Below are 24,012 nucleotides of genomic sequence, written 5' to 3'. Positions count from 1 at the left end.
GGAAAACCGTCCATTAATGCCAAATCGAGGGGATGAACGTGAAATTTTGCTGGCTGCTGGTGTTGGCTGTGATTCCGCTGTGGGCTCAGGCGCTTGAAATCGGTGAGCGGCTGGCGCCCTGGACGTTGCTGGATCAATACGATCAGCCGTTCACCCTCGATAACCGCACCACGACGCTGCTGGTGGCGCGCGACATGGACGGCGCCAGGCTGATCAAGCAGGCGTTGAAAGACCAGCCAAAAGGCTATCTGGAGGCGCATCACGCCGTGTTCGTCGCTGACATCCAGCGCATGCCGGCGCTGATCGCGAAGATGTTCGCGGTTCCGGCCATGCGTGATTACAGCTATCGGGTCATGCTTGATCGTGAAGGCAGGGTGGCATCGCGTTATCCCGGCGCCGAAGGCTCGGTGCTGTGGCTGCAACTCAAGGACGGCCGACTGCTGGAACAGCATGAGTACATCGACGCGGCCTCACTGCACGAGGCACTGGAGAAGGCCCGTCCATGATCGGCGCCGAGCTGCTGTCACCGCAAAGCCTGACGGTCGGCTGGCTGATCTATCTGCCGGTGCTTATCTGGGCGATTTGTCGTGCGCCGTGGGTCGAGTTGTTCAGTGACAGTCGCCGTCAGCATCTGCTGTTTGGCACCGTGTTCGCCGTGTTTTTGCTGTGGATGGTGCGCAGGGATTTCGACACCGGGGTTTCTTATCACTTCATCGGCATGACCGCGGTGACACTTTTGTTGGACTGGCCGCTGGCGATTGTCGGCGGGCTGGTGGCGCAGATGGGGTTGGTGTTGCTCGGGCGTCAGGATCTGCTGGCGGTCGGGGTCAACGGTACGTTGCTGATCCTGTTGCCGGTGTTGATCACTGAGTGCGTGGCGATCATCGTCGAGCGTGCCCAGCCGCGAAATCCGTTCGTGTATATCTTCTGTTCCGGATTCTTTGCTGCGGCGTTGTCGGCCTTGTTGTGCCTGACGTTGAGCCTGGGCCTGCTGTGGTACGACGGCCTGTTTGCCATGCCGGAATGGCTGGAAGACTTCATCGGCTACCTGTGGCTGCTGATTTTCCCCGAAGCGTTCATCAACGGGATGGTGATCAGCGCGCTCGTGGTGTTCAGCCCCGAGTGGCTGGAAACCTTCAACCGCACCCGCTACCTTTCGGCGCCGTGGAAGGACGACGATCCCAAGTCTTGATCCACATCAAATCCGCTCCGCGCGCGGCATTTCATGCTCAATCAAATCCCTTCAGGAGCAGCGGCATGAGTGTTTACGAGTGGGCGAGGCAGGAAACGCGGCAGAGTCTGGAGATGGCGCTGGAGGTCGGCTTCGATCCGGGCCTGAGTTTGCGCGCCTTGCTCAGCGCGGTGGTGCAACAGAGCAAGACGGTGCGCAACGCCGAAGACCTGGCCGACGAATTGCGCTTTCTCGCGGAAAACCTCGACGACGATCAGGACTACGGCTTCATGCGGCCCTGATCGCGATCAGTGACGCGGGTCGAAATCACCGGAGAACATTTCGTCTTCGGCATCCGGGGCGACCGGAATCTTGTGTTCTTCGGACGCCCAGGCGCCGAGGTCGATCAGCTTGCAGCGATCGGAGCAGAACGGGCGGAATTTGTTCTCTGGGGTGAATTCCACGGGGGCGCCGCAGGTTGGGCAGTCAACGGTCGGGATTGGGCTCATGCTTGGCCTCCAGATAAAGTCAGGTAAAAGTGATGCAGACGCTCGACTTCGCTGTGCAGCCAGGCGAGGTCACGGTCGTTGACCACCACATCGTCGGCACGGCTCAGGCGGTCTTCGCGGCTCGACTGGGCCTTGAGGATCGCCTGGACCTGCTGTTCGCTGGTCTGGTCGCGCTGCAAGGTGCGGTCGATCTGCAATTGTTGCGGGGCGTCGATCACCAGGATGCGCCGGGTCATCGCGTATTGCCCGGATTCGATCAGCAGCGGTGACACCAGAATCGCATAAGGCGATTTTGCCAGCGCCAGATGGTGAGCGATTTCCTCGGCGATCAACGGATGCAGCAGGGCTTCGAGCCAGCGGCGTTCTTCCGGCACTTCAAAGATCAATTTGCGCAGGGCCGCACGGTCCAGCGTGCCATCGGCTTGCAGGACGCCGGGCCCGAAGTGTTCGGCAATCTTCGCCAGCGCCGGACGCCCCGGCTCGACCACCCAGCGCGCTGCGTGATCGGCGTCGACCACATGGATCCCGAGATCGATGAAGTGCTGGGCCGCGGCGCTTTTGCCGCTGCCGATGCCGCCGGTCAGGCCGAGAATCCAGGGTTTTTCCACAGGGGTATTCATTTCAAACCGACAAACTGCCAATAGAAGTCGGTTATTTGACCACCCCAGAGCAAGGCAATCCAGCCGGCAATTGCCAGATACGGGCCGAAGGGCATCGGCGTCGAGGTTTTCTGCTCACGCAGCCGCAGCAGAATCACCCCGACAATCGCCCCCACCAGCGACGACAGCAGAATCGTCAGCGGCAGAATCTGCCAGCCGCCCCAGGCCCCGAGCAGCGCCAGCAGCTTGAAATCGCCGTGGCCGATGCCATCCTTGCCGGTCAGCAGCTTAAACAGCCAGAACACCGACCACAGCGCCATGTAGCCGGCCACCGCGCCCCACAGCGCGGCGTGTAACGAGACGAACAGCCCGAAGCTGTTGACGATCAACCCCAGCCACAACAACGGCAACACCAGCACATCGGGCAGCAATTGATGTTCGGTGTCGATCAGGCTCATCGCCAGCAGGCCCCAGGTGAGAACGATCAACAAGCCGGCCGGCCAGCCGAAACCCAGGTGCCAGGCGACGAATGCCGAGAGCAGGCCGCAGGCCAGTTCGGTCAGGGGATAACGTTTGCTGATCGGGGCGGTACACGCCGAACAGCGTCCGCGCAGCAACAGGTAGCTGAGCAGCGGAATGTTTTCCCACGGCCGAATCCGGTGGCCGCAGTGCGGACACTGGGAGTGCGGCAGCATCAGGTTGTAGGTCGGCAGTGGCGTTTCGCTCGGCAGGCCGAGGACGTCCTGCGCCTGCTGGCGCCAATCGCGCTCGAGCATTTTCGGCAGACGCCAGACCAGCACGTTGAGGAAACTGCCCACCACCAGACCCAGCAGCAGAGCGGTGCACACAAAGGCCAGCGGATACAGACTGAAGAGTTGGTCGATAGGCATGTCAGATCGCTGAGCCGAGCTGGAAAATCGGCAGGTACATGGCCACGACCAGCCCGCCGACGATGACCCCGAGCACCACCATGATGAACGGCTCCATCAGGCTGGTGAGGTTGTCGACCATGTTATCCACTTCGTCCTCATAAAAACCGGCGACCTTGTCGAGCATGTCATCCAGCGCGCCCGATTCCTCACCGATGGCGGTCATCTGTACCGCCATGTTCGGGAACACCCCAGTGCTGCGCATCGAGAAATTCAGCTGCATACCGGTGGCGACGTCCTGGCGGATACGCAGCACTGCACGTTTGAACACCACGTTGCCGGTGGCGCCGGCCACCGAATCCAGTGCTTCCACCAGCGGTACGCCAGCGGCGAAGGTGGTCGACAAGGTGCGGGCGAATCGCGCCACCGCCGATTTGTACATCAGCGTGCCCACCAGCGGCAGCTTCAGCAGCCAGGTGTCTTTACGGTCGCGCAATGCCTGGGATGTCTTCAGCGCATGACGGATGCCGAACACCGCTGCAATCAGGGCGCCGAGCACCGCCCACCACCATTGCTGCATGAACTCGGAGATGCTGATCACCATCAGCGTGAAGGCCGGCAGTTCAGCGCCGAAACCGGAAAATACTGCCTGAAACTGCGGCACCACTTTCACCAGCAAAATCCCCGTGACCACCATCGCCACCAGCACCACGGCTGTGGGGTAGGTCATGGCTTTCTTGATCTTGGCCTTGAGCGCTTCGCTTTTTTCCTTATAGGTTGCGACTCGTTCGAGCAACGTATCGAGTGCACCGGATTGCTCGCCGGCATCCACCAGGTTGCAATACAGCTCATCGAAATACTGCGGCTTCTTGCGCAGGGCGGCGGCGAAGCTGTTGCCGGCTGCCACCTCTTGCTTCACTTCGTCCACCAGTTTGCGCATCGCCGGGTTGTCGAAGCCTTCGCCAATGATGTCGAACGACTGCAACAACGGCACGCCAGCCTTCATCATGGTTGCCATCTGCCGGGTGAACAGGGCGATGTCCTGGGCCTTGATGCGTTTGCCGAGGCTGAGCAAGGAGGTGGATTTCTTGCGCACCTTGCCCGGGTTGATGCCTTGTTTGCGCAGCTGGGCCTTGATCAGCGCAGGGTTCTGCCCGCTCAACTCGCCCGTGACCTTGCTGCCTTTGCGATCCGTGCCTTCCCAGGCGTAGATGCTGATTTTCGCTGCCTTGACCGCCATGTTCAGTCCTTGGTGACCCGGTTGATTTCTTCCAGGCTGGTGATGCCTTGCATGGCCTTGTGCAGGCCCGAGGTGCGCAGGTCGTCGAAGCCGTCGCGACGCATCTGGCTGTCGATTTCCAGCGAGTTGCCTTCGGCCATGATCAGCCGCTGCAGCTCGGAGGTGTTTTTCACCACTTCATAAATCCCCACGCGTCCCTTGTAGCCGCCGTTGCAGTGATCGCAACCGACCGGCTCGTAGATCGTGAAATTGCCGATCTGTTCCGGAGGGAAACCTTCCTTGATCAGCGTTTCGCGGGGGATTTCGATCGGTTTCTTGCAGTGGTTGCACAGCTTGCGCGCCAGGCGCTGGGCGATGATCAGGCTTACCGAGGTGGCGATGTTGAACCCGGGAATGCCCATGTTGTGCAGGCGGGTCAGGGTTTCGGCGGCACTGTTGGTGTGCAGCGTGGACAGCACCAGGTGGCCGGTCTGGGCGGCCTTGATCGCGATCTCGGCAGTTTCCAGGTCGCGGATTTCGCCGACCATGATCACGTCCGGGTCCTGCCGCAGAAACGAACGCAGGGCCTGGGCAAAATCCAGACCCTGTTTCGGATTGACGTTGACCTGGTTGATGCCTTCCATGTTGATTTCCACCGGGTCTTCGGCGGTGGAAATGTTGATGTCGACGGTATTGAGAATATTCAGGCCGGTATACAGCGACACGGTTTTCCCCGAACCGGTCGGCCCGGTCACCAGAATCATGCCCTGCGGCTGCTTGAGCGCCGCCATGTACAGGTCTTTCTGCGCCGGCTCGTAACCCAATGCATCGATGCCGATCTGTGCGCTCGACGGATCGAGGATCCGGATCACCACTTTTTCGCCCCACAGCGTCGGCAGGGTGTTGACCCGAAAGTCGATCGACTTGGTCTTCGACAGGCGCATTTTGATCCGCCCGTCCTGCGGTTTGCGGCGTTCCGAGATATCCAGGCTGGCCATGACCTTCAGGCGTGCGGCGATCCGCCCGGCCAGTTGAATCGGCGGTTTGGCCACCTCGCGCAGGATACCGTCGGTGCGCACCCGCACCCGGAAGTTTTTCTCGTAGGGTTCGAAGTGCAGGTCTGAGGAGCCACTCTTGATCGCGTCGAGCAGCATCTTGTGCACGAAGCGCACGACCGGCGCGTCATCGGCGTCGAGCCCGCCGATGGCGTCCTGGCGGCTGTCGTCGACGGACTCGACATCCATGCCGTCGAGATCGACGTCGGCCATGTCCTCCAGGCCGCTGGCGTGGGTGTCGAAGAACTTCTCGATGGCCTCGGTGAGCTTGTCGTCCTCCACCAGAATGGCTTCGGTGCTCAGCCCGGTGCTGAACTGAATGTCATTGATCGCCTGATGATTGCTCGGGTCGGAAATGCCCACGAACAGTTTGTTGCCACGGCGCCACAAGGGCAGGGCGTGGTGCTGCCTCACCAGTTTTTCACTGACCAGGCCTTTGGGCTGGGTTTCCTTGTCCAGGCAATTGAGGTCCATGAAGGCCATGCCGAAATGCTCGGAAGCGATCTCGGCCACCTGTGAGCTCTTCACCAGTTTGTTCTGCACCAGGTAGCTGACCAGCGACAACCGATTGCGCTGCGCCTGTTGCCAGGCCTGCTGAGCGCTTTTTTCCGTGAGCAGTTCGGCCTGTACCAACTGCTTGGCCAGACCGCTCAGAGCGATGTCATTCATGGGAATTCCGGAAGCTGACAGTTCATGACTTATAGCCTAGTCAAGTGACAGCGCCAAACACCCCCGGTGCAGGTGACAAAAAGTGTCAGATAGTGCGGTTACAGGTTGTAGGAAAGCGCGATATCGCGCGTTTATGCCCAGCGCACGGGGTCTGCAGGCGGTTGGCATGGCCTGTGCTGAGCTCTTTGCAGATCATGAGATTCCGACTCATGCATGGAGAGCCTGTCTATGAACAACCAAAAAGGTTTCACTCTGATCGAGCTGCTGATCGTGGTGGCGATCATCGGTATTCTGGCGACCATCGCCCTGCCGCAATACTCCAAATACCAGGCCCGTTCGAAAGTGACAGCAGGTCTGGCAGAAATCAGCGCGCTCAAAGTGCCGTTTGAAGACACCATCAATCAAGGTACGGATCCGACGCTGACACTGGTGGCGGGCGGCGCTTCCGCGACCACGTCGAACTGCACACTGGCGGCCTCCGGGACGGCCTCGACCGGTGCCGGCACCATCACTTGCACACTGGTGAACGCACCGGGTCCGGTATTGGGCAAGACAATCACGCTCACCCGTTCAGGCGCTGCAACGGGCAGCACCTCTGGCGTGTGGACCTGCGCAACCACCGTCAACGCTGACTACTCGCCAAAAGGTTGCACTGCCAGCGGCACTTGATGCGAGGGCCTGAATGGCAAATGCCCCGATCTTCGGGGCATTTTCATTTCCAGAGCAGTAAAAAAAGCTTCAATAATTTCAGCCATTTAGGAACTTTCCAAAAAACCGCAACTTGCATGTCGATATTCCACGCGTCATGCAAATTGCATGATTTCGAAAATTTATCTAATTCATAACTTATTGATTTATAACGATTTATTGTCTTTCGAAAAGTTGGCACAGCGTTCGCAATATACCCAGTAACCCTGCTGACAAGACAACCAGCAGACTTTCCAGAAAAACAGGAGTTACTCGTATGAAGAAGTTCGCTATCACTGCCGCTGCTGCTACCGCGCTGACCCTGACCATGGCTTCCGGTGCCTTTGCACAATCCACCCAGGCTACTCAGGCTCCAATGACTCTGGCTGCTGGTGAAATGACCAAGGCTAAAGAAGCTACTTCCGATACCTGGATCACTACCAAAGTCAAAAGCGACCTGGTAACCGAAAAAGGCATTCCTGGTACCGACATCAAAGTCGAAACCAACAAAGGTGTGGTTTCCCTGTCTTCTGACGTCGCTGTCACCGAAGCTCAGAAAACCACCGCTGTGAACATCACCAAGAAAATCAAAGGCGTCAAAGCGGTCTCCGCTGACGGCCTGAAAGCCGAGTAAGGCATGACTTCTCGCCTGGACCGGGAGAAGACGCGACAGACGGGCCGAGCAATACGTCTGCCGCAACTTTAGAGTTCATGCGAACGGTCACACGGATGTGACCATTACGGGCCCCGACACTTGTGTCGGGGCCTGTTCTATTTGCTAGAAGCAAAAGATCGCAGCCTCCGGCAGCGCCTACAGGGAATGCATTTCACTGTAGAAGCTGCCGGAGGCTGCGATCTTTTGATCTTTCAGTTACCGCGCTTGCTGTTGATCTGCCGCAGGCGATTGCCTTCAAAGCGCAGGTATTGATACATGCCGTTGCTCGGGCCGTAGGTCCATTCCTCGACCTGAAATTCTTCGCGGCGGTTGGCGCTGCGCTTGTAGCCGAGGACATCGCGGCTGACCGGTTCGCCACACTTCTGCAGCACTTCGCTGGCACGGTCGCCGAGACTGACCAGTTGGCTGCCACAACGTAGCGTGTCGGAGGCCAGCGCAGGGCTGGCGGCGAGCAGCAGCGTCAAAGCCACCCGCCATTTGCGGTTCATCATTCGGCGTCCAGATGCATTTGCGTCACGACCCGGCCATCGCTCTCGGCCTCGCCCAGATTGGCATCGATGAAGTACACCCGGTCGTCCGCCAATTGGCCTTTGTCGACCAGATAGTCCTTGATGCTGCTGGCGCGTTCCTGTCCCAACTGGCGCAGCAGGACATCGCTGGAACTCCAGAACTTGATCACGCCGTCACGCATTTTCGCCGTGCGTTCTTCCTTGCCCAGATCCTTCCATTCGGCCGGCGGCTGGGTTTTCAGACGCGTGCGGTAGATGCCTTCGAGCAACGGGCCTTTCTCGTTCTCCGGTACTTGCAGCAGGGAAGCCTGGGCCGGCACCTTGTCGCCACGGCGCTGGAGCATCTTGTAGTAGTTGTACTGGTATTCGCGTTCCAGACGCTGTTCGGCCAGCAGCGGACCGTCGCTGCTTTGCGCGGCGGTACCTTCGATCTCCAGGCGCAGGGCCGGACGTTCCTTGAGCGCCTGGGACAGTTTATCCAGCGCTGATTCGGCGTCTTTGCTCAGGTCGCTCGACCCGGGTGCAAAGGACACGGTGCCGAGGTCTTCAGAACCGCCACCGCTGACCAGTCCGCCAATCAGCTTGAACGGCGCGGCGGCGGCTTTGACGATCAGATTGCGCAGGGTCTGCCAGACAATCGGCATTACGCTGAATTGCGGGTTGTTGAGGTCGCCGGTGACCGGCAGTTCGATGGAAATCTTGCCATCGACGTCCTTGAGCAGGGCAATCGCCAGTTTCAACGGCAGGCTCACGGCATCCGGGCTGTCGACTTTCTCGCCGAGTTGCAGCTGCTCGACCACCACTTTGTTTTCAGCCTTCAACTGGCCCTTGGTGATCAGGTAGTGCAGGTCGAGATTGAGCCGGCCCTTGCGGATGCGGTAGCCGGCGAATTTGCCGGAATACGGGGTGAGTGTGGTCAGTTCGACGCGTTTGAAACTGGTAGCGATATCGAGGCTGGCCATCGGGTCGAACGGATTGACCGCACCTTTGATGGTCACCGGCGCATAGCGGTCGACCTTGCCCTTGACGTCGACGCTGGCCGGTTTCGCCTGACGGCTGTCGATGGTGCCGATCTGGCCGTTGAGTTGCTGGATTGCCGTGGCGAAGTTCGGGGTCAGGCTGAAGTCGGCGAAGTTGGCCGAGCCGTCATTGATCGCGATACCGCCAATGTGAATGCCCAGCGGTTTCGAGTGATTGGCGGGTTTGGCCGCTGCCGTTTTCGCCCCGGAATCGGCAGGTTGCGGGATCAGCAAATCATCAATGTTGGTGGTGCGGTCATCGTTGATCATGAACCGCACGTACGGCTGGAACAGGTTGACCTTGTCGATCGACACACTGTCACCGTGTTGATAGTTGATGCCTTCAACCACGACTTGCTGCCATTTGAGGAAGTCGCGGGTTTTCAGGGTGTCGAGGGTGTGCAGTTGATCGATCTGCGCGCGCCCGGTAACGCTGAGTGCCAGTGGCTCGGTGCTCTTGAGGTTGACCTTGAGGTCACTGCCGAGCATGCCGCTGCGCAGTTCCAGGCGAATGAACGGATTGATGTAGGACTGCGCGACACGCAGGTCGATGTCCTGGGTCTTCACGTTGAGCTGGGCGGTAACCGGTGCGAGGTTGACCACGCCGTCGGCGTTGATCTTGCCTTGTTTGCCCAGACCGCTGTCGAGCCTGACCTTGAAAGGCGAACCGTTGAGGCTGTCAAAATCCTGCAGGTCGATATTCAGCGGCGTCACATCCAGCGCCACCGGCGGGTTGGCCGAACGGTCGGCGAGATGCACGGTGTAATTGCGCAACTGCACATCCTTGAGCAGCACCTGCCAGGGCTTGCTCGGCGCCGCCGGCTCTTTCGGCGAATCGGCGGCGGCCGGAGTGGTCTTGGGTTCGGCGGCGGCCTTGGCGGCCGGTTTCGAGGGTTGGCTGGCGAACAGTTTCTGCCAGTCGAGCTGGCCGTCGGCCTCGAGCGCGGCCCAGGTTTCCAGTTTGTTGCTGCGGATCTTGCCGACCACTACCTGCTGTTTGGCCAGGTCCAGCGAGGTCTCGCTGACATCAAGGCGTTCGAGTCTGGCCAGCGGACGTCCGTCCGGCGCCTTGATTGCGAACGGCGCAATATTCACCGCGACGTTGTTCAGCAGCAGTTCGGTTTGTTTCGACAGATTCAGTTTGTACTCGGTGCTGAGGTTGATCACGCCGTCTTCGAGCACCAGCGGCAGCGCATCACGCACATAGGGCCAGAAGGATTTCATCTTGCCATCGGTGACTTTCAGGGTGCCTTCAGAGGTGAACGGGATCAGGCTGAAGTTGCCCTTCCAGTCGATCTGCCCACCGGCCGGGCCGGCAGCCACCAGGGTCATGTCGGCATTGTCTTCGGGCAGGGTGCTGAGGTTTTTCAGTTCGAAGTCGAGTTTGTCGTAAAGGAACTCGATGGGCTCGCTCGGCCGCGCGTCCTCGAAATGCACGTTGCCACCGGCCAGCTGAATGCGGTCGATGCGCAGCGGGAACGGCTTGGCATTCGGATCGGCCGGGGTCGGCTCGCTGGCGGGAATTTTGAACAGGCCCAGCAGATTGAGCTGGCCGTCCTTGGCGAAGAGGATTTCGGTCTTGGGCTTGTCCAGCTCGATATCGGCCAGGTGCAGTGCTTTGGTCCACAGGCTGTCGAGTTGCAGGTTGGCGTACAGCCGCTCGAAGCCGACCTGCTCCTTGCCCGGCTCACCGACGACCAGGCCCCACAGGGTGACTTCAAGGCTGAACGGATTGAGCTCGATGCGCTGGATGTGCGCAGGCACCGTGGCGTAGTTCGCCAGTTGCTGGTTGGCAATGCGCAGGGCAATGCCCGGCAAAATCAGAAACCCCAGCAGGCTGTAGAGGGCCAGAGCAGTCAACAAGGCGCCAATCGCGCGAATCAATCCTTTGGGCATTTGCGGCTTCATCTGTCTGAATCGGAGTGCCTTGGAGTATGGCACGCGATTCTGGTTCCGAAGTACATCGTGGGGGGCAGGATTGTTCAGATTCTTCTGTAGGACCAAGACACTGTGGGAGCGAGCTTGCTCGCGAAGGCTGCGGATCAGTCGAGAAATATGCTGACTGACGCGCCGCCTTCGCGAGCAAGCTCGCTCCCACATTGGATGGTTGCCAGTCCCGCAGGGGGGTTACAGCTGCAGGATCAGGGTTTTCAGCGGTGGCTGTTGATCCAGCGACGGGAAGTCGGCGCCCGGGGTCATCACGCTCCAGTCGCGGACCGGTCGCCCGGCCTTCTCGGCACAACGCAGCACCTGTTCACGCCAGTCGTCCATGCTGACTTTCGCCAGGTTGTTGCAGCAGATCAGCACGCCGTTGTCGGCGGTGGTCAGCAGCGCCGGTTTGAGCAGGCTTTGATAGTCGCGCAGCAGGTCGACGGTGCCGAATGCGCTCTTGGCCCAAGCCGGAGGATCGAGCAGCACCAGATCGTATTGGCGCTGTTCGAGGCGCTGGTAGCTCGGCAGTTTCTGCCCGCGCCGCTGGCTGATCGGCAGCCCGGCGAGCTGACGGATCGCCGGGAAATAATCGGACTGGATAAATTGCATCTCGGGCAATTGCGGGTTGAGCAGGCCGTTCTCACGGCCGACCGCCAGATTGCCTTCGGCGAAATCCAGATTGCACACCTCACGCGCACCACCGGCAGCGGCACTCAGGCCGACGCCACAGGTGTAGGCAAAGAGGTTGAGCACGCTTTTACCCTTGGCGTGATCCTTGACCCAGCCGCGAGTGTTGCGCAGGTCGAGGAACAGCAGCGGATCCTGGCCGGCATGCCGCCCGCGCACGCGATAGTTCAGGCCCCATTCGTGACCGACCAGATCCGCCAGCGCGGCGTCATCGGCTTTGTAGACATTGTCTTCGCGGTCGATCCGCGAGTTGCCGCGGGAGCGGTCGTTGTAGACCAGCAGGGTGTCAAACCCCAGGGTCTGGTTGACCATGGCGTGCAGTTGCAGCAGGTCGTCACGCTCCAGCGTCTGGTGAAAGCTCTGCACCAGCAGTTGCGGACCATAGCGGTCGACGGTCAGGCCGCCGGCGCCTTCCTGGCTGCCGTGGAACAGCCGATAGCAATCGGTACCCTGGTCGTGCAGCTCAGCGAGCAGATCCTGGCGTTTATCGAGGGCGGCGCGCAGCGCCTGATTCAAGGAAGACATGCGTGCGCCTTGCTGGTGAGAATGGGGGCGCGGGAGTTTAGCAGCTTGGCGGGCAATCGAGTTGTGCCCTTCGCGAGCAGGCTCGCTCCCACACAGGATCTATGCTGCAAATCAATCTCCTGTGGGAGCGAGCCTGCTCGCGAAGCTTTCAGGTCAGCAAACCCATCCGTCGTTTGGCCCGCTGCACCGAACCATTGCGCATCGCCCAGCGCAGCATCGGTGCACTGCGCTTGACGCTGGCGCGGATCAGCTGGCGTTGCAGCGGATTCTGCCGTATGCCGAACATGGCGCTGGCCCAGTCCGGCAGCAGATCGATGCCAGCCTTCATCATCAGGTCGCCAAAAGGTCGGGCCAGCACGCTTGGGGCCGGGGCGTCGAGCAGCAGGCGCAGGACTTCGCGGCTGCGCTCATCACAGAGCAGTTGCGGGCGCAGGCGTTGCAGATAATCGGCCACGGTCTGTCGCGATTTCGGCACCTCCCGCGCACCCAGGCGCTCGGCGACCACGGCGATTTCTGCGTAGTAGCGATCCTGATCCGCCCCCGACAATTGCGGGTTGCGGTAACGCAGGTGCGCGGCAAGAAAATGGCTGACCTCGGCTACGTGCACCCAGGTCAGCAGGTCCGGATCGCTGGCCGCATACGGTCGGCCGTCCGGCGCGATACCGACCACTTGCAGGTGAATGGTGCGCACTTTGTCGATCAGCCATTCGGCGTCGCGGCGCGAGCCGAAGGTGGTGCCGGAAACGAATTGACTGGTGCGGCGCAAACGCCCGAGCATGTCCTGACGAAAATTCGAATGATCCCAGACCCCGGCCAGCGCCAGCGGGTGCAGGGCTTGCAGCAACAACGCGCTGATGCCGCCGATCAGCATGCTGCTGAAATCGCCGTGCACTTGCCAACTGATCGAGTCCGGCCCGAACAGCCCGGGATCGCCCTTGGGGTTTTCCAGATCGAGCTGACCGAGGGACAGCCCGGTCAGGCTCATGAGTTGGTTTTCGATACGGCTGCGGATGAATTCCATGACAACTCATAGATGATGAACGGGCGCGGCCGGGTGACCGCGCCACGGATGTTACTGATTGAGGCGCTTGTCGATCAAACCTTGCACCACGCTCGGATCGGCCAGGGTCGAGGTGTCACCGAGGCTGTCGAGTTCGTTGCAGGCGATCTTGCGCAAGATGCGCCGCATGATCTTGCCCGAGCGGGTTTTCGGCAAGGCCGGCGCCCACTGGATCAGGTCCGGTTTGGCGAAGCTGCCGATTTCCTTGCTGACGTGGGCCAGCAGTTCTTTCTTCAGCTCATCGCTCGGCTCGACGCCGTTCATGGGGGTGACGAAGGCGTAGATGCCCTGGCCTTTGACGTCGTGCGGGTAACCGACCACAGCGGCTTCGGCGATGCTGTCGTGCAGCACCAGCGCGCTTTCCACTTCGGCGGTGCCGATGCGGTGGCCGGAGACGTTGATCACGTCATCGATGCGCCCGGTGATCCAGTAATCGCCGTCCTCGTCGCGGCGTGCGCCGTCACCGGTGAAGTAATAGCCGGGGTAGGGTTTGAAATAGGTGTCGACCATCCGTTTCGGGTCGCGGTAGACGCTGCGGATCTGCGCCGGCCAACTCGACTTGATCGCGAGCACGCCGCTGCCGGCGCCTTTGATTTCCTTGCCGTGTTCATCGAGCAGCACCGGTTGCACGCCGAACATCGGCTGCGTGGCGCAACCCGGTTTGATCCGCTGGGCACTGACCAGCGGGCTGAGCATGATGCCGCCGGTTTCGGTCTGCCACCAGGTATCGACAATCGGGCAGCGCTGTTCACCGACCACGTTGAAATACCATTCCCACGCTTCCGGGTTGATCGGCTCACCGACACTGCCGAGCAATCTGAGGCTTTGGCGCGACGTTTCCTGCAACGGCCCGGCACCTTCGCGCATCAGCGCGCGCAGGGCGGTCGGCGCGGTGTAGAAAATGTTGACCTGGTGTTTGTCGATCACCTGCCAGAAGCGCGACGTGCTCGGATAACTCGGCACGCCTTCGAAAATCAGCGTGGTCGCGCCATTGGCCAGCGGACCGTAGACGATGTAGCTGTGGCCGGTGACCCAGCCGACGTCGGCGGTGCACCAGAACACTTCGCCCTCGCGGTAATCGAGCACGTACTTGAAGGTCATCGCCGCTTGCAGCAGGTAGCCACCGGTGGTGTGCAGCACGCCCTTGGGTTTGCCGGTGCTGCCGGAGGTGTAGAGGATGAACAGCGGATCTTCGGCGTCCATCGGCTCCGGCGGGCAGTCATCGCTGACGTCACGCACGGCCTGGTGATACCAGAGGTCACGGCCCTCGACCCAATCGACCTTGCCTTGAGTGCGTTCGACGACGATGACGGTGCTGACGTCCGGGCAACTGTGCAGGGCCTTGTCGACGTTTTGCTTGAGCGGTACGAATTTGCCGCCGCGCACGCCCTCATCGGCAGTGATCACCGTGCGGCAGTCGGCGTCGAGGATACGGTCGCGCAAGGAGTCCGGGGAGAAGCCACCGAACACCACCGAGTGAATCGCGCCGATCCGCGCGCAGGCGAGCATCGCGTAGGCCGCCTCGGGGATCATCGGCATGTAGATGCACACCCGGTCGCCTTTTTTCACGCCGCGGCTTTTCAGGACGTTGGCCAGGCGGCAGACATGATGGTGGAGTTTTTTGTAAGTGATCTGCGCCGATTCGGCAGGGTCGTCGCCTTCCCAGAGAATCGCGGTCTGCTCGCCGCGCTGTGCGAGGTGGCGGTCGATGCAGTTGTAGCTGACGTTCAGTTGGCCGCCGGCAAACCAGGCTGCTTCACCGGTTTTCAGGTCGTAGCGCTGAACGGTCTGCCACGGTGTGCTCCAGTCGAGAAAGCGCGTGGCCTGTTCGGCCCAGAAGGTGCTGGGGTGTTCAATCGATTCGCGGTACAGGCGCTTGTAGTCGTCCTGACTCAACTGCGCAGCCCGGCGGACGGCATCGGCTTTGGGGAACGTGCTGATATCGAACATGACGGTTCCTTATTCTTGTTGTGCGACAGGAATAAAGATGCGCCGAGCGGCCTGGAGGTTCAAGTCATCCCTGAAACAACTGTGGGAGCGAGCCTGCTCGCGAATGCGCTGTATCAGCCACAAAGATGCTGAATGACACACCGAATTCGCGAGCAGGCTCGCTCCCACATTGGAAATGGCTTGCCCACAGGATTTGTGGGCAAGCCGTTCACCTCACCCGCGGTGACGACCGCGGAAGTAGTTGATCAGGCCTTGGGTGGAAGCATCGTCAGCGCTGGTTTCATCGCTGCCGACCAGACGGTTGTAAACGCCTTTGCCCAATTCCTTGCCCAGTTCCACGCCCCATTGGTCGAAGGCGTTGATGCCCCAGACCACGCTCTGCACGAACACTTTGTGCTCGTACATGGCGACCAGCGCGCCGAGGCGACGCGGGCTGATGCGCTCGACCACAAGGGTGTTGCTCGGGCGGTTGCCCGGAATCACCTTGTGCGGCGCGAGTTTGCGCACTTGCTCTTCGCTCATGCCTTTTTCGCGCAGTTCGGCCTCGGCTTCCGACAGGGTTTTGCCGAGCATCAGCGCCTGGCTCTGCGACAGGCAGTTGGCGTACAGCCACTGATGGTGATCGGAGACCGGGTTGAAGCTGACGATCGGCACGATGAAGTCGGCCGGGATCAATTGGGTGCCCTGGTGCAGCAACTGGTGATACGCGTGTTGACCGTTACAGCCGACGCCGCCCCAGATCACCGGGCCGGTATCGGTCGACACCGAGGTGCCGTCCTGACGCACGCTCTTGCCGTTGGATTCCATGTCCAACTGTTGCAAGTGCTTGGTGATGTTGCGCAGGTAGTGGTCGTACGGCAGGATCGCGTGGCTTTGCGCGCCCCAGAAGTTGCCGTACCACACGCCGAGCAAGGCCAGCAGCACCGGCATGTTCTGTTCGAACGGTGCGCTCTGGAAATGCTGGTCCATGGTGAAGGCACCGGACAGCAGCTCCTTGAAATTGGACATGCCGATGGCCAGGGCAATCGGCAGACCGATGGCCGACCACAGCGAGTAACGACCGCCGACCCAGTCCCACATCGGGAAGATGTTTTCTTCGCGGATGCCGAACGCGACGGCCGCCGCGTTGTTGCTCGATACCGCGATGAAGTGGCGATACAGCTCGGCTTCCGAGCCGCCCTGCGCCAGATACCAGGCGCGGGCGGCCTGAGCGTTTTTCAGGGTCTCGAGGGTGTTGAAGGATTTCGACGAAACGATGAACAGCGTGGTTTCGGCGCGCAGCTTCTGCGTCAGCTCGTGGAACTCACTGCCGTCGATGTTCGCCAGGTAATGGCAGCGCACGCCTTTCTGCGCATAGGACAGCAACGCTTCGGAAACCAGCTCAGGGCCGAGGAACGAGCCACCGATGCCGATGTTGACCACGTCAGTGATCGGCTTCTCGGTGTAACCACGCCACAGACCGTCGTGGATGCGGCCAACCAGATCGGTGATCTGGTTCAGCACCTTGTGAACTTCCGGCATCACGTTGACGCCATTGACCGACAGCTTGTCGCCCACCGGGCGGCGCAGGGCGGTATGCAGCGCCGGGCGGCCTTCGGAGGCGTTTACGATTTCGCCGTCGAACAGCGCTTTGATCGCGCCTTTCAGATCGACTTCATTGGCCAGGCCCACCAGCAGGTTGCGGGTCTCGGCGTTGATCAGGTTCTTCGAATAATCGAGAAACAGGCCGCAGCTGCTGAGCGTGAATTGATTAAAGCGCTGCGGATCGGCGTTGAAGGCCTCGCGCATGCTGAAATCCTGCATGGCTTGGCGGTGATCTTTCAACGCTTGCCAGGCAGGCAGAGCGGTAACGTCATGAGGAGTGCGGTAGTACGCCATCGCTGCGGTTTTCCTTTTTACTTGAACGGCCTTTTGAACACAGAACAGACCGATACGCCCTGGTTGGGCGAGGGTCAAATGCGTCGACACGATTTTTCAACGCAGGGCGAATACAGTAAACCTCGCGCTGCGATCTGTCTTGACTTCTTCTGACCTGTTCCCTGTACTTTTTTAACATCAAAACCGGGAACGGGCCGACCAACGGAAGGGGAGTGGCGCGTCGAAGCGGCTCAGGCGAGCTGAACCGGAATCGCGTTGCTGGTGTGGCTCAGCTCATTGCCCGGCGCCATGTACAGCATGCGCGGTTTGAAATTGACCAGCTCCGCTTCGCTGTAATGGGCGTAGGCGCAAATGATCACGCGGTCGCCGACTTTGGCTTTATGCGCGGCTGCGCCGTTCACCGAAATCATCCGCGAACCTTCTTCGCCACGAATCGCGTAGGTGGTGAAGCGCTCGCCATTGTCGACGTTGTAAATCTGGATCTGCTCGTATTCACGGATGCCGGACAAGTCCAGCCACTCGCCATCAATGGCGCAGGAACCTTCGTAATCGAGTACCGCATGAGTGACTTCGGCGCGGTGCAGCTTGGCCTTGAGCATGATGGCTTGCATGAGGGATTTCCCGGGTTGGAAACGAACGGCGGGCAGTGTGCCCGAAGGCTTTGGGGGCGGCAATATGGTCTGTGTGGACACCAGAAACCAATGTGGGAGCGAGCCTGCTCGCGAAAGCGTCGGAACAGTCGACATCGTTGTCAACTGACAGATCGCATTCGCGAGCAGGCTCGCTCCCACAGGGGTATTGCGCTGTTTTTTAAGCTGGGCTATCGAGATTCAGATGCAAGTTGTCGATCAACCGCGTGGTGCCGAGGAACGCGGCTACCAGAATCACCAGATCGCGGTCTTCAGCCGTTGCCGGACGCAAGGTCAGGGCGTGGCGGATTTCCAGATAGTCCGGGCGCAGGCCGGCGGCCTCCAGCTGTTGCACCTGAGCGGCGACCAGCGCCGGATAGTCGCGCTCGCCTTGCTTGATCGACTCGGCGATTGCGCTCAGGGTCCGATAAACCACCGGGGCCACCGCACGTTGATCTTCGCTGAGGAAGCCGTTGCGCGACGACAGCGCCAGACCGTCGGCGGCACGCACGGTCGGTTCGCCGATGATCTGGATCGGCATGTTCAGGTCATGCACCAGCGCGCGGATCACCGCCAGTTGCTGGAAGTCCTTCTGACCGAAGATCGCCAAGTCCGGCTGCACCATGTTGAACAGCTTGCTGACCACGGTCGCCACACCTTCGAAGTGCCCCGGACGGCTGGCGCCGCACAGACCTTCAGACAGTTGCGGCACGCTGACCCGGGTCTGCCCGGCCATGCCGTCGGGGTACATCTCTTCGACGGTCGGGGCGAACAGCAAATGGCAGCCTGCTTGCAGCAGCTTTTCCTGATCCGCCGCCAGGGTGCGCGGGTACTTGTCGAGGTCTTCGCTGGCGCCGAACTGCAGCGGGTTGACGAAAATGCTCGCGACCACGAAATCCACGCGCTGAGTGGCTTTGGTGATCAACGCAATGTGACCGCTGTGCAGGTTGCCCATGGTCGGCACGAAGCCGATGCGCTTGCCTTCACTGCGGGCGCGGGCCACGGCGGCACGCAGTTCGCGTACGGTTTTGACAGTGTTCATGCAGAGAATCCGTGTTCGATGCCTGGGAACGTAACGCCTTTGACTTCGTTGACGTAGGCCTTCAGGGCGGACTGGATGCTGTCCTGACCCTGCATGAAGTTTTTGACGAATTTCGGTACGCGACCCGTGATCGACAGGCCGAGCATGTCGTGCAGCACCAGAACCTGACCGTCGGTATCGCTACCGGCGCCAATCCCGATGACCGGAATCTTCACGGCCTGGCTGATTTCCGCCGCCAGTTCGCTCGGCACGCATTCGAGCAGCAGCATGGCGGCCCCAGCCTGTTCCAGCGAGATCGCATCGGCACGCATCTGTCGCGCCTGGTTCTCGTTGCGGCCCTGCACTTTATAGCCGCCAAGAATGTTCACCGCCTGTGGGGTCAGGCCCATGTGTGCGCAGACCGGTACACCGCGCTCGGCCAGCAGACGGATCGACTCCGCCAGCCACAATGCACCTTCAACCTTGATCATGTGCGCGCCGGCCTGCATCAGTGTGGCGCTGTTGGTCAAAGTTTGCTCGATCGTGGCGTTGGCCATGAACGGCAGGTCAGCCAGGATCAGGGCGTCGGTGTTGCCGCGTTTGACGCAAGCGGTGTGATAGGCCATTTCTGCGATGGTCACCGGCAAGGTGCTGTCGTGCCCTTGCAGAACCATGCCGAGGGAGTCGCCCACCAGCAGCACTTCGACACCGGCCTCGTTGCAGGCGTGGGCGAAGGTCGCGTCATAGCAGGTCAGCATGGTGATCTTTTCACCTTTCTGCTTGAGGCTCTGGAGCGTGGTCAGGGTGATGGCTGGCATGTAAAAAATCCTCGTTCAGGCGCTCTGGAAACTACTGCGAGTAACGCGCGTGATTCTTCGTCTACTCAGGCGCACGGTCTTTTGTCGTGCTTATAAGGCCTGGATTGCGCCCGTATGTGCCGGGTTGGCGGCAGCGGGACGCCTATAGTCGTGAGGAGAACCTAGGAAGTCAATTGCGTGTGTTACCGCATTGTTACGAGGGGAGTGTTACCGGCGTTACTGATGCGATTCAGCGGCACGGCGGGGCTGATTGGGAGGTTTTTTGTCCGACAAAAAGCGAACACGGAACATCGCTTTTGTGGCGAGGGGATTTATCCCCGATGGGCTGCGAAGCGGCCCTTAAATGGCGCATTAATCAGTCACACCGTATTAGCCGGTTTTGCGACTGCTGCGCAGCCGATCGGGGATAAATCCCCTCGCCACAGAGGCCCCATCCACAGGGGGAGATTTGCGTCAGGCGTGGGAGAGGCGTTCGAGGCCGACGAACGGGCAGGCGGCGAGCAGGTCAGCCAATGTGCGGCCATCGGCCAGGCGCAGATCCTTGGGTGCCAGTTCGGCCAGAGGATAGAGTACGAACGCACGCTCCTGAATCTGGTAGTGCGGGACTTTCAGGCGCGGCTCGTCGATCAGGCGATCACCGAACAACAGGATATCCAGATCCAGCGTACGCGGCCCCCAGCGCTCCAGGCGCTCCCGACCTTGATCGTTTTCGATGGTTTGCAGGGCATCGAGCAGGTCGAGCGGCGCGAGATCACTGTCGAGGGCAGCGACCGCGTTGGTGTAACGCGGTTGCCCCGGCAGCAGTGAATCGCTCTGATAGAACGCCGAAACACCAGCAAGGGAAGTCTGCGGCAATTGCCCCAGCGCATTGAGCGCGCTGCGCAATTGTTCGGCCGGGTCAGCGAGGTTGCTGCCCAGACCGATGTAGATGCGTTCCATGCCTTATTCGCCCGTCGAGCTTGAAGCCCCGGCGCGCTTGCGCTTGGAACCACTGCTGCGGCGACGTTTGCGTGGCGCACCGCTGGCGTCATCACCTTTGCCGCTGAGATCACGGATCATGTCGCGGCGTTCGCTGTCGTTGGCGTCCTGATAATCCGTCCACCATTCGCCCAGGCCGTCGGTTTCCTCACCAGCGCTTTCACGCAGCAGCAGGAAGTCGTAACCGGCGCGGAAACGTGGATTGTCCAGCAGCAGGTCGGCGCGTTTGCCGCTGCGGCGTGGCAGGCGTTCCTGCATGTCCCAGATTTCGCGGATCGGCATGGTGAAGCGCTTTGGAATGGCGATGCGCTGACACTGTTCGGCGATCAGCTCATGCGCGGCTTCCTGCATGGCCGGGATCGGCGGCATGCCACGCTCTTGCAGGCGTAATACGCGGGCCGGCAGGGCAGGCCACAGCAGGGCGGCAAACAGGAACGCCGGTGTGACCGGTTTGTTCTGTTTTATGCGCAGGTCGGTGTTGGTCAGCGCTTCGCTGATCAACGTGTGGGTGTATTCCGGGTTGTATTCCAGTGCGTCGGCACTGGCCGGGAACAGTGGGGCAAACAGTTGCAGATCGACCAGCATCTCGAAGGTGATCGCGCCGTGGCCGGAGAGGAACAGCTTGAGCACTTCCTCGAACAGACGGGCCGACGGGATCTCGCGCAGCATCGGCGCCAGGTCGCGGATCGGCTGCACGGTGTGCTTCTCGATGCCGAAATTCAGCTTGGCAGCGAAACGCACGGCCCGCAGCATGCGCACCGGATCTTCCTGGTAACGCTGCTTCGGATCGCCGATCAACCGGATCAGGTGATTGCGGATGTCGTGCACGCCGTTGGCGTAATCGAGAATGCGCTCACTGACCGGATCGTAATACAAAGCGTTGATGGTGAAGTCGCGGCGTTGCGCGTCTTCTTCCAGAGTGCCGTAGACGTTGTCGCGCAGAATCCGCCCGCTCTCGTTGCGCGAAGACTGGTTGCTGTCTTCGTCGTCTTCATTGACCGGGTGATTGGCACGGAAGGTCGCGACTTCGATGATTTCGCGACCGAAATGGATATGCACCAGCTTGAAGCGGCGACCGATGATCCGCGCATTGCGGAATTCGGCTCGGACTTGCTCGGGGGTAGCGCTGGTGGCGACGTCGAAATCCTTGGGCGTGATGCCCAGGAGCATGTCACGCACGCAACCGCCGACCAGATAGGCCTGGTAACCGGCGCCCTGCAAGCGTTCGACGATATTCACCGCATAGCGGCTGAATTGCCCCTTTTGCAGCGAATGTTGGCCGCTGTTGAGCACTTCAGGAGTGCTGCGGATGTGTTGCGTACGACGCACGGGTGTTCGGAATGACTGGAACAGCTTCTTCAGCATGGGATGCACTGTTTGAAGGAATGTTCGGCCATACCAAAGAATGACCGCATGATGGGCGCAGATTCTAGCATTTAGTCGGGGGATGGTGTAGGACGCAGCAGATTTGCGCTGCAAGCCGCAGGCTACAGGCATCGGGCAGGGTCGAAACGGAGGTTTTTGCCGAAAGACAGAAACTACAAGGGGAGCCGAAGCTCCCCAAGAAGTAGTTGCGTGCTCTTTTTATTATTGATTCGGGCTTCTTGTTTTTGTTGAGTGCCCTCGTCATGAAGCTTTTCCTTCATGACCCTCCCAATCGGGAGTCAAGAGCAAACGGATTGCTTTGGTCGCTGTGTTGCAGTGATCTTGCGATCCAACCAGTACAGGCTCTGTCTTAGGACAGTTTTTGTTGTTCTCGGCCTGGTCGTGGGGCTAGCCCCAAATACAACGCCTCTCCAAAAGAATCAGTTAGCTGCGCCTCTCGCCGTCTTGTTTTTATTGTGCGTGAGTCGATTCGTCTTATTTTTATTGTCTTGTGCATTGCTTGTTATTGTTCTTGTACCAAACATATAGCAGGTGCCGTGCCAACTTTTGCCAAGCCCAATAAAACAAGGGGTTAGGTCGATATAACGGTTTTCTCGGGGCGAAAAAAAGCCGGGGTTTCGTTACCGATAACCCCGGCTTCTGTTACGTGAAAAAGCTGAGGTAACAGTTTTTTCACGTCTTCAAGCGTTACCCGCACACTCTACAGGTAACGTTCAGCTCTCGCTGGTGACCCCGGTCTTGCGCCGTGGAATGCCCAGGCGCTGACGGCGTTCCCACAGGCACTTGCGGCTGACGCCCAGTTTGCGCGCCAGCTCGGTCTCGGTCATGTGGTCCTGATGCTCAAGAACGAAGTGCTGGAAGTAGTCTTCCAGCGACAGGTCTTCCGTCGGCTCATGGCTGCTGTTGCTGGTGTTACCCGCGGTTTGCGCGGGCAAGCCGATGAACTCGTCGTCTTCCAGGTCGCTCAGCTCAATGTCGATGCCCAGCAGGTCGGCAGAGATTTCCGGGCTTTCGCTCAGAATCACCGCGCGCTCTACCGCGTTCTCCAGCTCTCGCACGTTACCCGGCCAGGAATAATGCCGGATGGCCTGTTCGGCGTCGGCGGCAAATTTCAGGTCGGTACGGTTGATGCGCGCACTCTGGCGGGCGAGAAACGCCGTGGCGATTTCGTTGACGTCGGCGCCACGTTCGCGCAACGCCGGCAATTTCAGGGCAATCACGTGCAGGCGGTAATACAGGTCTTCACGGAACTGGCCGATTTTCGCCAGGCTCTTGAGGTCACGGTGGGTCGCGGCGATCAAACGCACATCGACCTTCTGCGACTGCACCGAACCCACGCGGCGAATCTCGCCTTCCTGCAGCACACGCAGCAGACGAGCCTGGGCTTCCAGCGGCAGTTCGCCGATCTCGTCGAGGAACAGCGTGCCGCCATCCGCCGCTTCCACCAGACCGGCGCGCCCGGCGCTGGCGCCAGTAAACGCACCTTTTTCGTGGCCGAACAGTTCGGACTCGATCAGGCTTTCCGGGATGGCCGCGCAGTTCACCGAAATCATCGGTGCCTTGGCACGCTTGGACAGGTTGTGCAGGGCGCGGGCCACCAGTTCTTTACCGGTGCCGGACTCGCCCTGGATCAGGACATTGGAATCGGTCGGCGCGACTTTGCGGATCTTGCTGTACAGGTCCTGCATCGGCGGGCACGAGCCGATGATGCCGATCTCGCCGTTGCTGTTGTCGACAGACGATTTGCCGCTGCCACTGCTCGGTTTGCCGGCAAGCGTTTCGCCGGCGGCAGGCGCCGACTGGTGATCACGCAGGATCCGCGCAACCGCCTGAAGCATTTCATCGTGATCGAAAGGTTTGGCGATGTAGTCCACCGCGCCCATCTTCATCGAGTCGACCGCCGAGCGCAGGCTGGCGTAGCTGGTCATGATCAGCACCGGTTTGCCCTGGCCGAGCTTGATCAGCTCGGTGCCGGGGGCGCCAGGCAGGCGCAGGTCGCTGACGATCAGATCGAATGTGGGAATACTGAAGCGTTCTTGTGCTTCCTGCACTGAACCGGCTTCGCTGACCTGGTACTGGTTGCGTTCCAGCAGGCGGCGCAAGGCGGAGCGGATAATGGTTTCGTCTTCGACGATCAAAATGTGCGGCATTGATTCGATACTCTCG

Annotated in this window: 22 protein-coding genes; 5 read left to right on the top strand and 17 right to left on the bottom strand. The window is 60.2% G+C overall.

What is annotated here, in order from left to right; translation table 11 throughout:
• Nucleotides 1-38: 38 nt before the first annotated feature.
• The 3 genes from L6D63_RS10625 (at nt 39) to L6D63_RS10615 (ending at nt 1,473) form a co-directional block, all read left to right on the top strand.
• Nucleotides 39-506 carry an FAD/FMN-containing dehydrogenase gene (locus L6D63_RS10625; protein ID WP_131671595.1) on the top strand — a complete coding sequence of 156 codons (468 nt, stop codon included), beginning with the start codon at nt 39-41 and terminating at the stop codon, nt 504-506.
• On the top strand, nt 503-1,192 hold the full coding sequence (locus L6D63_RS10620) for an energy-coupling factor ABC transporter permease (RefSeq protein WP_131671596.1): 690 nt from the start codon (nt 503-505) through the stop codon (nt 1,190-1,192). The genes L6D63_RS10625 and L6D63_RS10620 overlap by 4 nt, the downstream gene beginning before the upstream one ends.
• Before the next feature lie 65 nt (nt 1,193-1,257).
• Nucleotides 1,258-1,473 (top strand): hypothetical protein, encoded by a 216-nt coding sequence (locus L6D63_RS10615; protein ID WP_041065358.1) that lies wholly within the window; start codon nt 1,258-1,260, stop codon nt 1,471-1,473.
• Nucleotides 1,474-1,479: 6 nt separating this feature from the next.
• Here L6D63_RS10615 and yacG read toward each other — a convergent pair whose 3' ends face one another.
• The 5 genes from yacG to pilB are packed head-to-tail and all read right to left on the bottom strand — an operon-like array spanning nt 1,480 to nt 6,091.
• Nucleotides 1,480-1,680: a DNA gyrase inhibitor YacG gene (gene yacG, locus L6D63_RS10610; RefSeq protein WP_007963861.1), complete on the bottom strand. Its 201-nt coding sequence runs from the start codon at nt 1,678-1,680 to the stop codon at nt 1,480-1,482.
• The gene (gene coaE / locus L6D63_RS10605) at nt 1,677-2,300 is read right to left on the bottom strand and encodes a dephospho-CoA kinase (RefSeq protein WP_131671597.1); all 624 of its coding nucleotides are present in this window, start codon (nt 2,298-2,300) and stop codon (nt 1,677-1,679) included. Before coaE ends, yacG begins: the two co-directional genes overlap by 4 nt.
• Nucleotides 2,297-3,169, bottom strand: coding sequence for a prepilin peptidase (locus tag L6D63_RS10600; protein WP_047296621.1), 873 nt, complete (start codon nt 3,167-3,169; stop codon nt 2,297-2,299). The genes coaE and L6D63_RS10600 overlap by 4 nt, the downstream gene beginning before the upstream one ends.
• A 1-nt stretch (nt 3,170) precedes the next feature.
• Complete coding sequence (locus L6D63_RS10595) at nt 3,171-4,388, bottom strand: type II secretion system F family protein (RefSeq protein WP_095668296.1); 1,218 nt, start codon at nt 4,386-4,388, stop codon at nt 3,171-3,173.
• Between the two features lie 2 nt (nt 4,389-4,390).
• Entirely contained in the window at nt 4,391-6,091 is a 1,701-nt protein-coding gene (pilB, locus tag L6D63_RS10590; protein WP_041065369.1) for a type IV-A pilus assembly ATPase PilB, read from the bottom strand.
• 228 nt (nt 6,092-6,319) lie between these two features.
• Here pilB and L6D63_RS10585 point away from each other — a divergent pair, with 228 nt between their 5' ends.
• Both L6D63_RS10585 and L6D63_RS10580 read left to right on the top strand, forming a co-directional pair.
• Nucleotides 6,320-6,760 carry a pilin gene (locus L6D63_RS10585; RefSeq protein WP_131671598.1) on the top strand — a complete coding sequence of 147 codons (441 nt, stop codon included), beginning with the start codon at nt 6,320-6,322 and terminating at the stop codon, nt 6,758-6,760.
• 295 nt (nt 6,761-7,055) lie between these two features.
• Nucleotides 7,056-7,412: a BON domain-containing protein gene (locus L6D63_RS10580; protein WP_007963876.1), complete on the top strand. Its 357-nt coding sequence runs from the start codon at nt 7,056-7,058 to the stop codon at nt 7,410-7,412.
• Between the two features lie 233 nt (nt 7,413-7,645).
• Here the strand turns inward: L6D63_RS10580 and L6D63_RS10575 are convergent, their stop codons facing one another.
• The 12 genes from L6D63_RS10575 to L6D63_RS10520 all read right to left on the bottom strand — a co-directional run bounded on the left by L6D63_RS10575 (nt 7,646) and on the right by L6D63_RS10520 (nt 23,996).
• Nucleotides 7,646-7,942, bottom strand: coding sequence for a DUF2845 domain-containing protein (locus L6D63_RS10575; protein WP_041065375.1), 297 nt, complete (start codon nt 7,940-7,942; stop codon nt 7,646-7,648).
• On the bottom strand, nt 7,942-10,890 hold the full coding sequence (locus tag L6D63_RS10570) for a DUF748 domain-containing protein (RefSeq protein WP_236170326.1): 2,949 nt from the start codon (nt 10,888-10,890) through the stop codon (nt 7,942-7,944). Before L6D63_RS10570 ends, L6D63_RS10575 begins: the two co-directional genes overlap by 1 nt.
• A gap of 219 nt (nt 10,891-11,109) precedes the next feature.
• Nucleotides 11,110-12,126: a class I SAM-dependent rRNA methyltransferase gene (locus L6D63_RS10565; RefSeq protein WP_131671599.1), complete on the bottom strand. Its 1,017-nt coding sequence runs from the start codon at nt 12,124-12,126 to the stop codon at nt 11,110-11,112.
• A 148-nt stretch (nt 12,127-12,274) separates the two neighbouring features.
• Nucleotides 12,275-13,147 carry an oxygenase MpaB family protein gene (locus L6D63_RS10560; protein ID WP_131671600.1) on the bottom strand — a complete coding sequence of 291 codons (873 nt, stop codon included), beginning with the start codon at nt 13,145-13,147 and terminating at the stop codon, nt 12,275-12,277.
• 51 nt (nt 13,148-13,198) lie between these two features.
• Nucleotides 13,199-15,136: an acetate--CoA ligase gene (acs, locus tag L6D63_RS10555; protein WP_095668301.1), complete on the bottom strand. Its 1,938-nt coding sequence runs from the start codon at nt 15,134-15,136 to the stop codon at nt 13,199-13,201.
• A 213-nt stretch (nt 15,137-15,349) separates the two neighbouring features.
• Nucleotides 15,350-17,014, bottom strand: a complete 1,665-nt coding sequence (pgi, locus tag L6D63_RS10550; protein ID WP_095668302.1) for a glucose-6-phosphate isomerase — start codon at nt 17,012-17,014, stop codon at nt 15,350-15,352.
• Between the two features lie 230 nt (nt 17,015-17,244).
• Complete coding sequence (panD, locus tag L6D63_RS10545; protein WP_041065393.1) at nt 17,245-17,625, bottom strand: aspartate 1-decarboxylase; 381 nt, start codon at nt 17,623-17,625, stop codon at nt 17,245-17,247.
• Between the two features lie 199 nt (nt 17,626-17,824).
• The gene (gene panC / locus L6D63_RS10540; protein ID WP_131671601.1) at nt 17,825-18,685 is read right to left on the bottom strand and encodes a pantoate--beta-alanine ligase; all 861 of its coding nucleotides are present in this window, start codon (nt 18,683-18,685) and stop codon (nt 17,825-17,827) included.
• Nucleotides 18,682-19,482 (bottom strand): 3-methyl-2-oxobutanoate hydroxymethyltransferase, encoded by an 801-nt coding sequence (gene panB, locus L6D63_RS10535; protein ID WP_095668303.1) that lies wholly within the window; start codon nt 19,480-19,482, stop codon nt 18,682-18,684. The genes panC and panB overlap by 4 nt, the downstream gene beginning before the upstream one ends.
• A 453-nt stretch (nt 19,483-19,935) precedes the next feature.
• Complete coding sequence (gene folK, locus L6D63_RS10530) at nt 19,936-20,421, bottom strand: 2-amino-4-hydroxy-6-hydroxymethyldihydropteridine diphosphokinase (RefSeq protein ID WP_047296601.1); 486 nt, start codon at nt 20,419-20,421, stop codon at nt 19,936-19,938.
• Between the two features lie 3 nt (nt 20,422-20,424).
• Nucleotides 20,425-21,825 (bottom strand): polynucleotide adenylyltransferase PcnB, encoded by a 1,401-nt coding sequence (locus L6D63_RS10525; RefSeq protein WP_041065404.1) that lies wholly within the window; start codon nt 21,823-21,825, stop codon nt 20,425-20,427.
• 734 nt (nt 21,826-22,559) lie between these two features.
• The gene (locus L6D63_RS10520; RefSeq protein ID WP_047296599.1) at nt 22,560-23,996 is read right to left on the bottom strand and encodes a sigma-54-dependent transcriptional regulator; all 1,437 of its coding nucleotides are present in this window, start codon (nt 23,994-23,996) and stop codon (nt 22,560-22,562) included.
• Nucleotides 23,997-24,012 lie beyond the last annotated feature (16 nt).

Origin of the sequence: Pseudomonas parakoreensis, assembly GCF_021602155.1 — a bacterium.
In the GTDB taxonomy this organism is placed as follows: Bacteria; Pseudomonadota; Gammaproteobacteria; order Pseudomonadales; family Pseudomonadaceae; genus Aquipseudomonas; species Aquipseudomonas parakoreensis.
The sequence above is the reverse complement of the archived record's forward strand: the minus strand, read 5'-3'. Positions and strand labels throughout refer to the sequence as shown.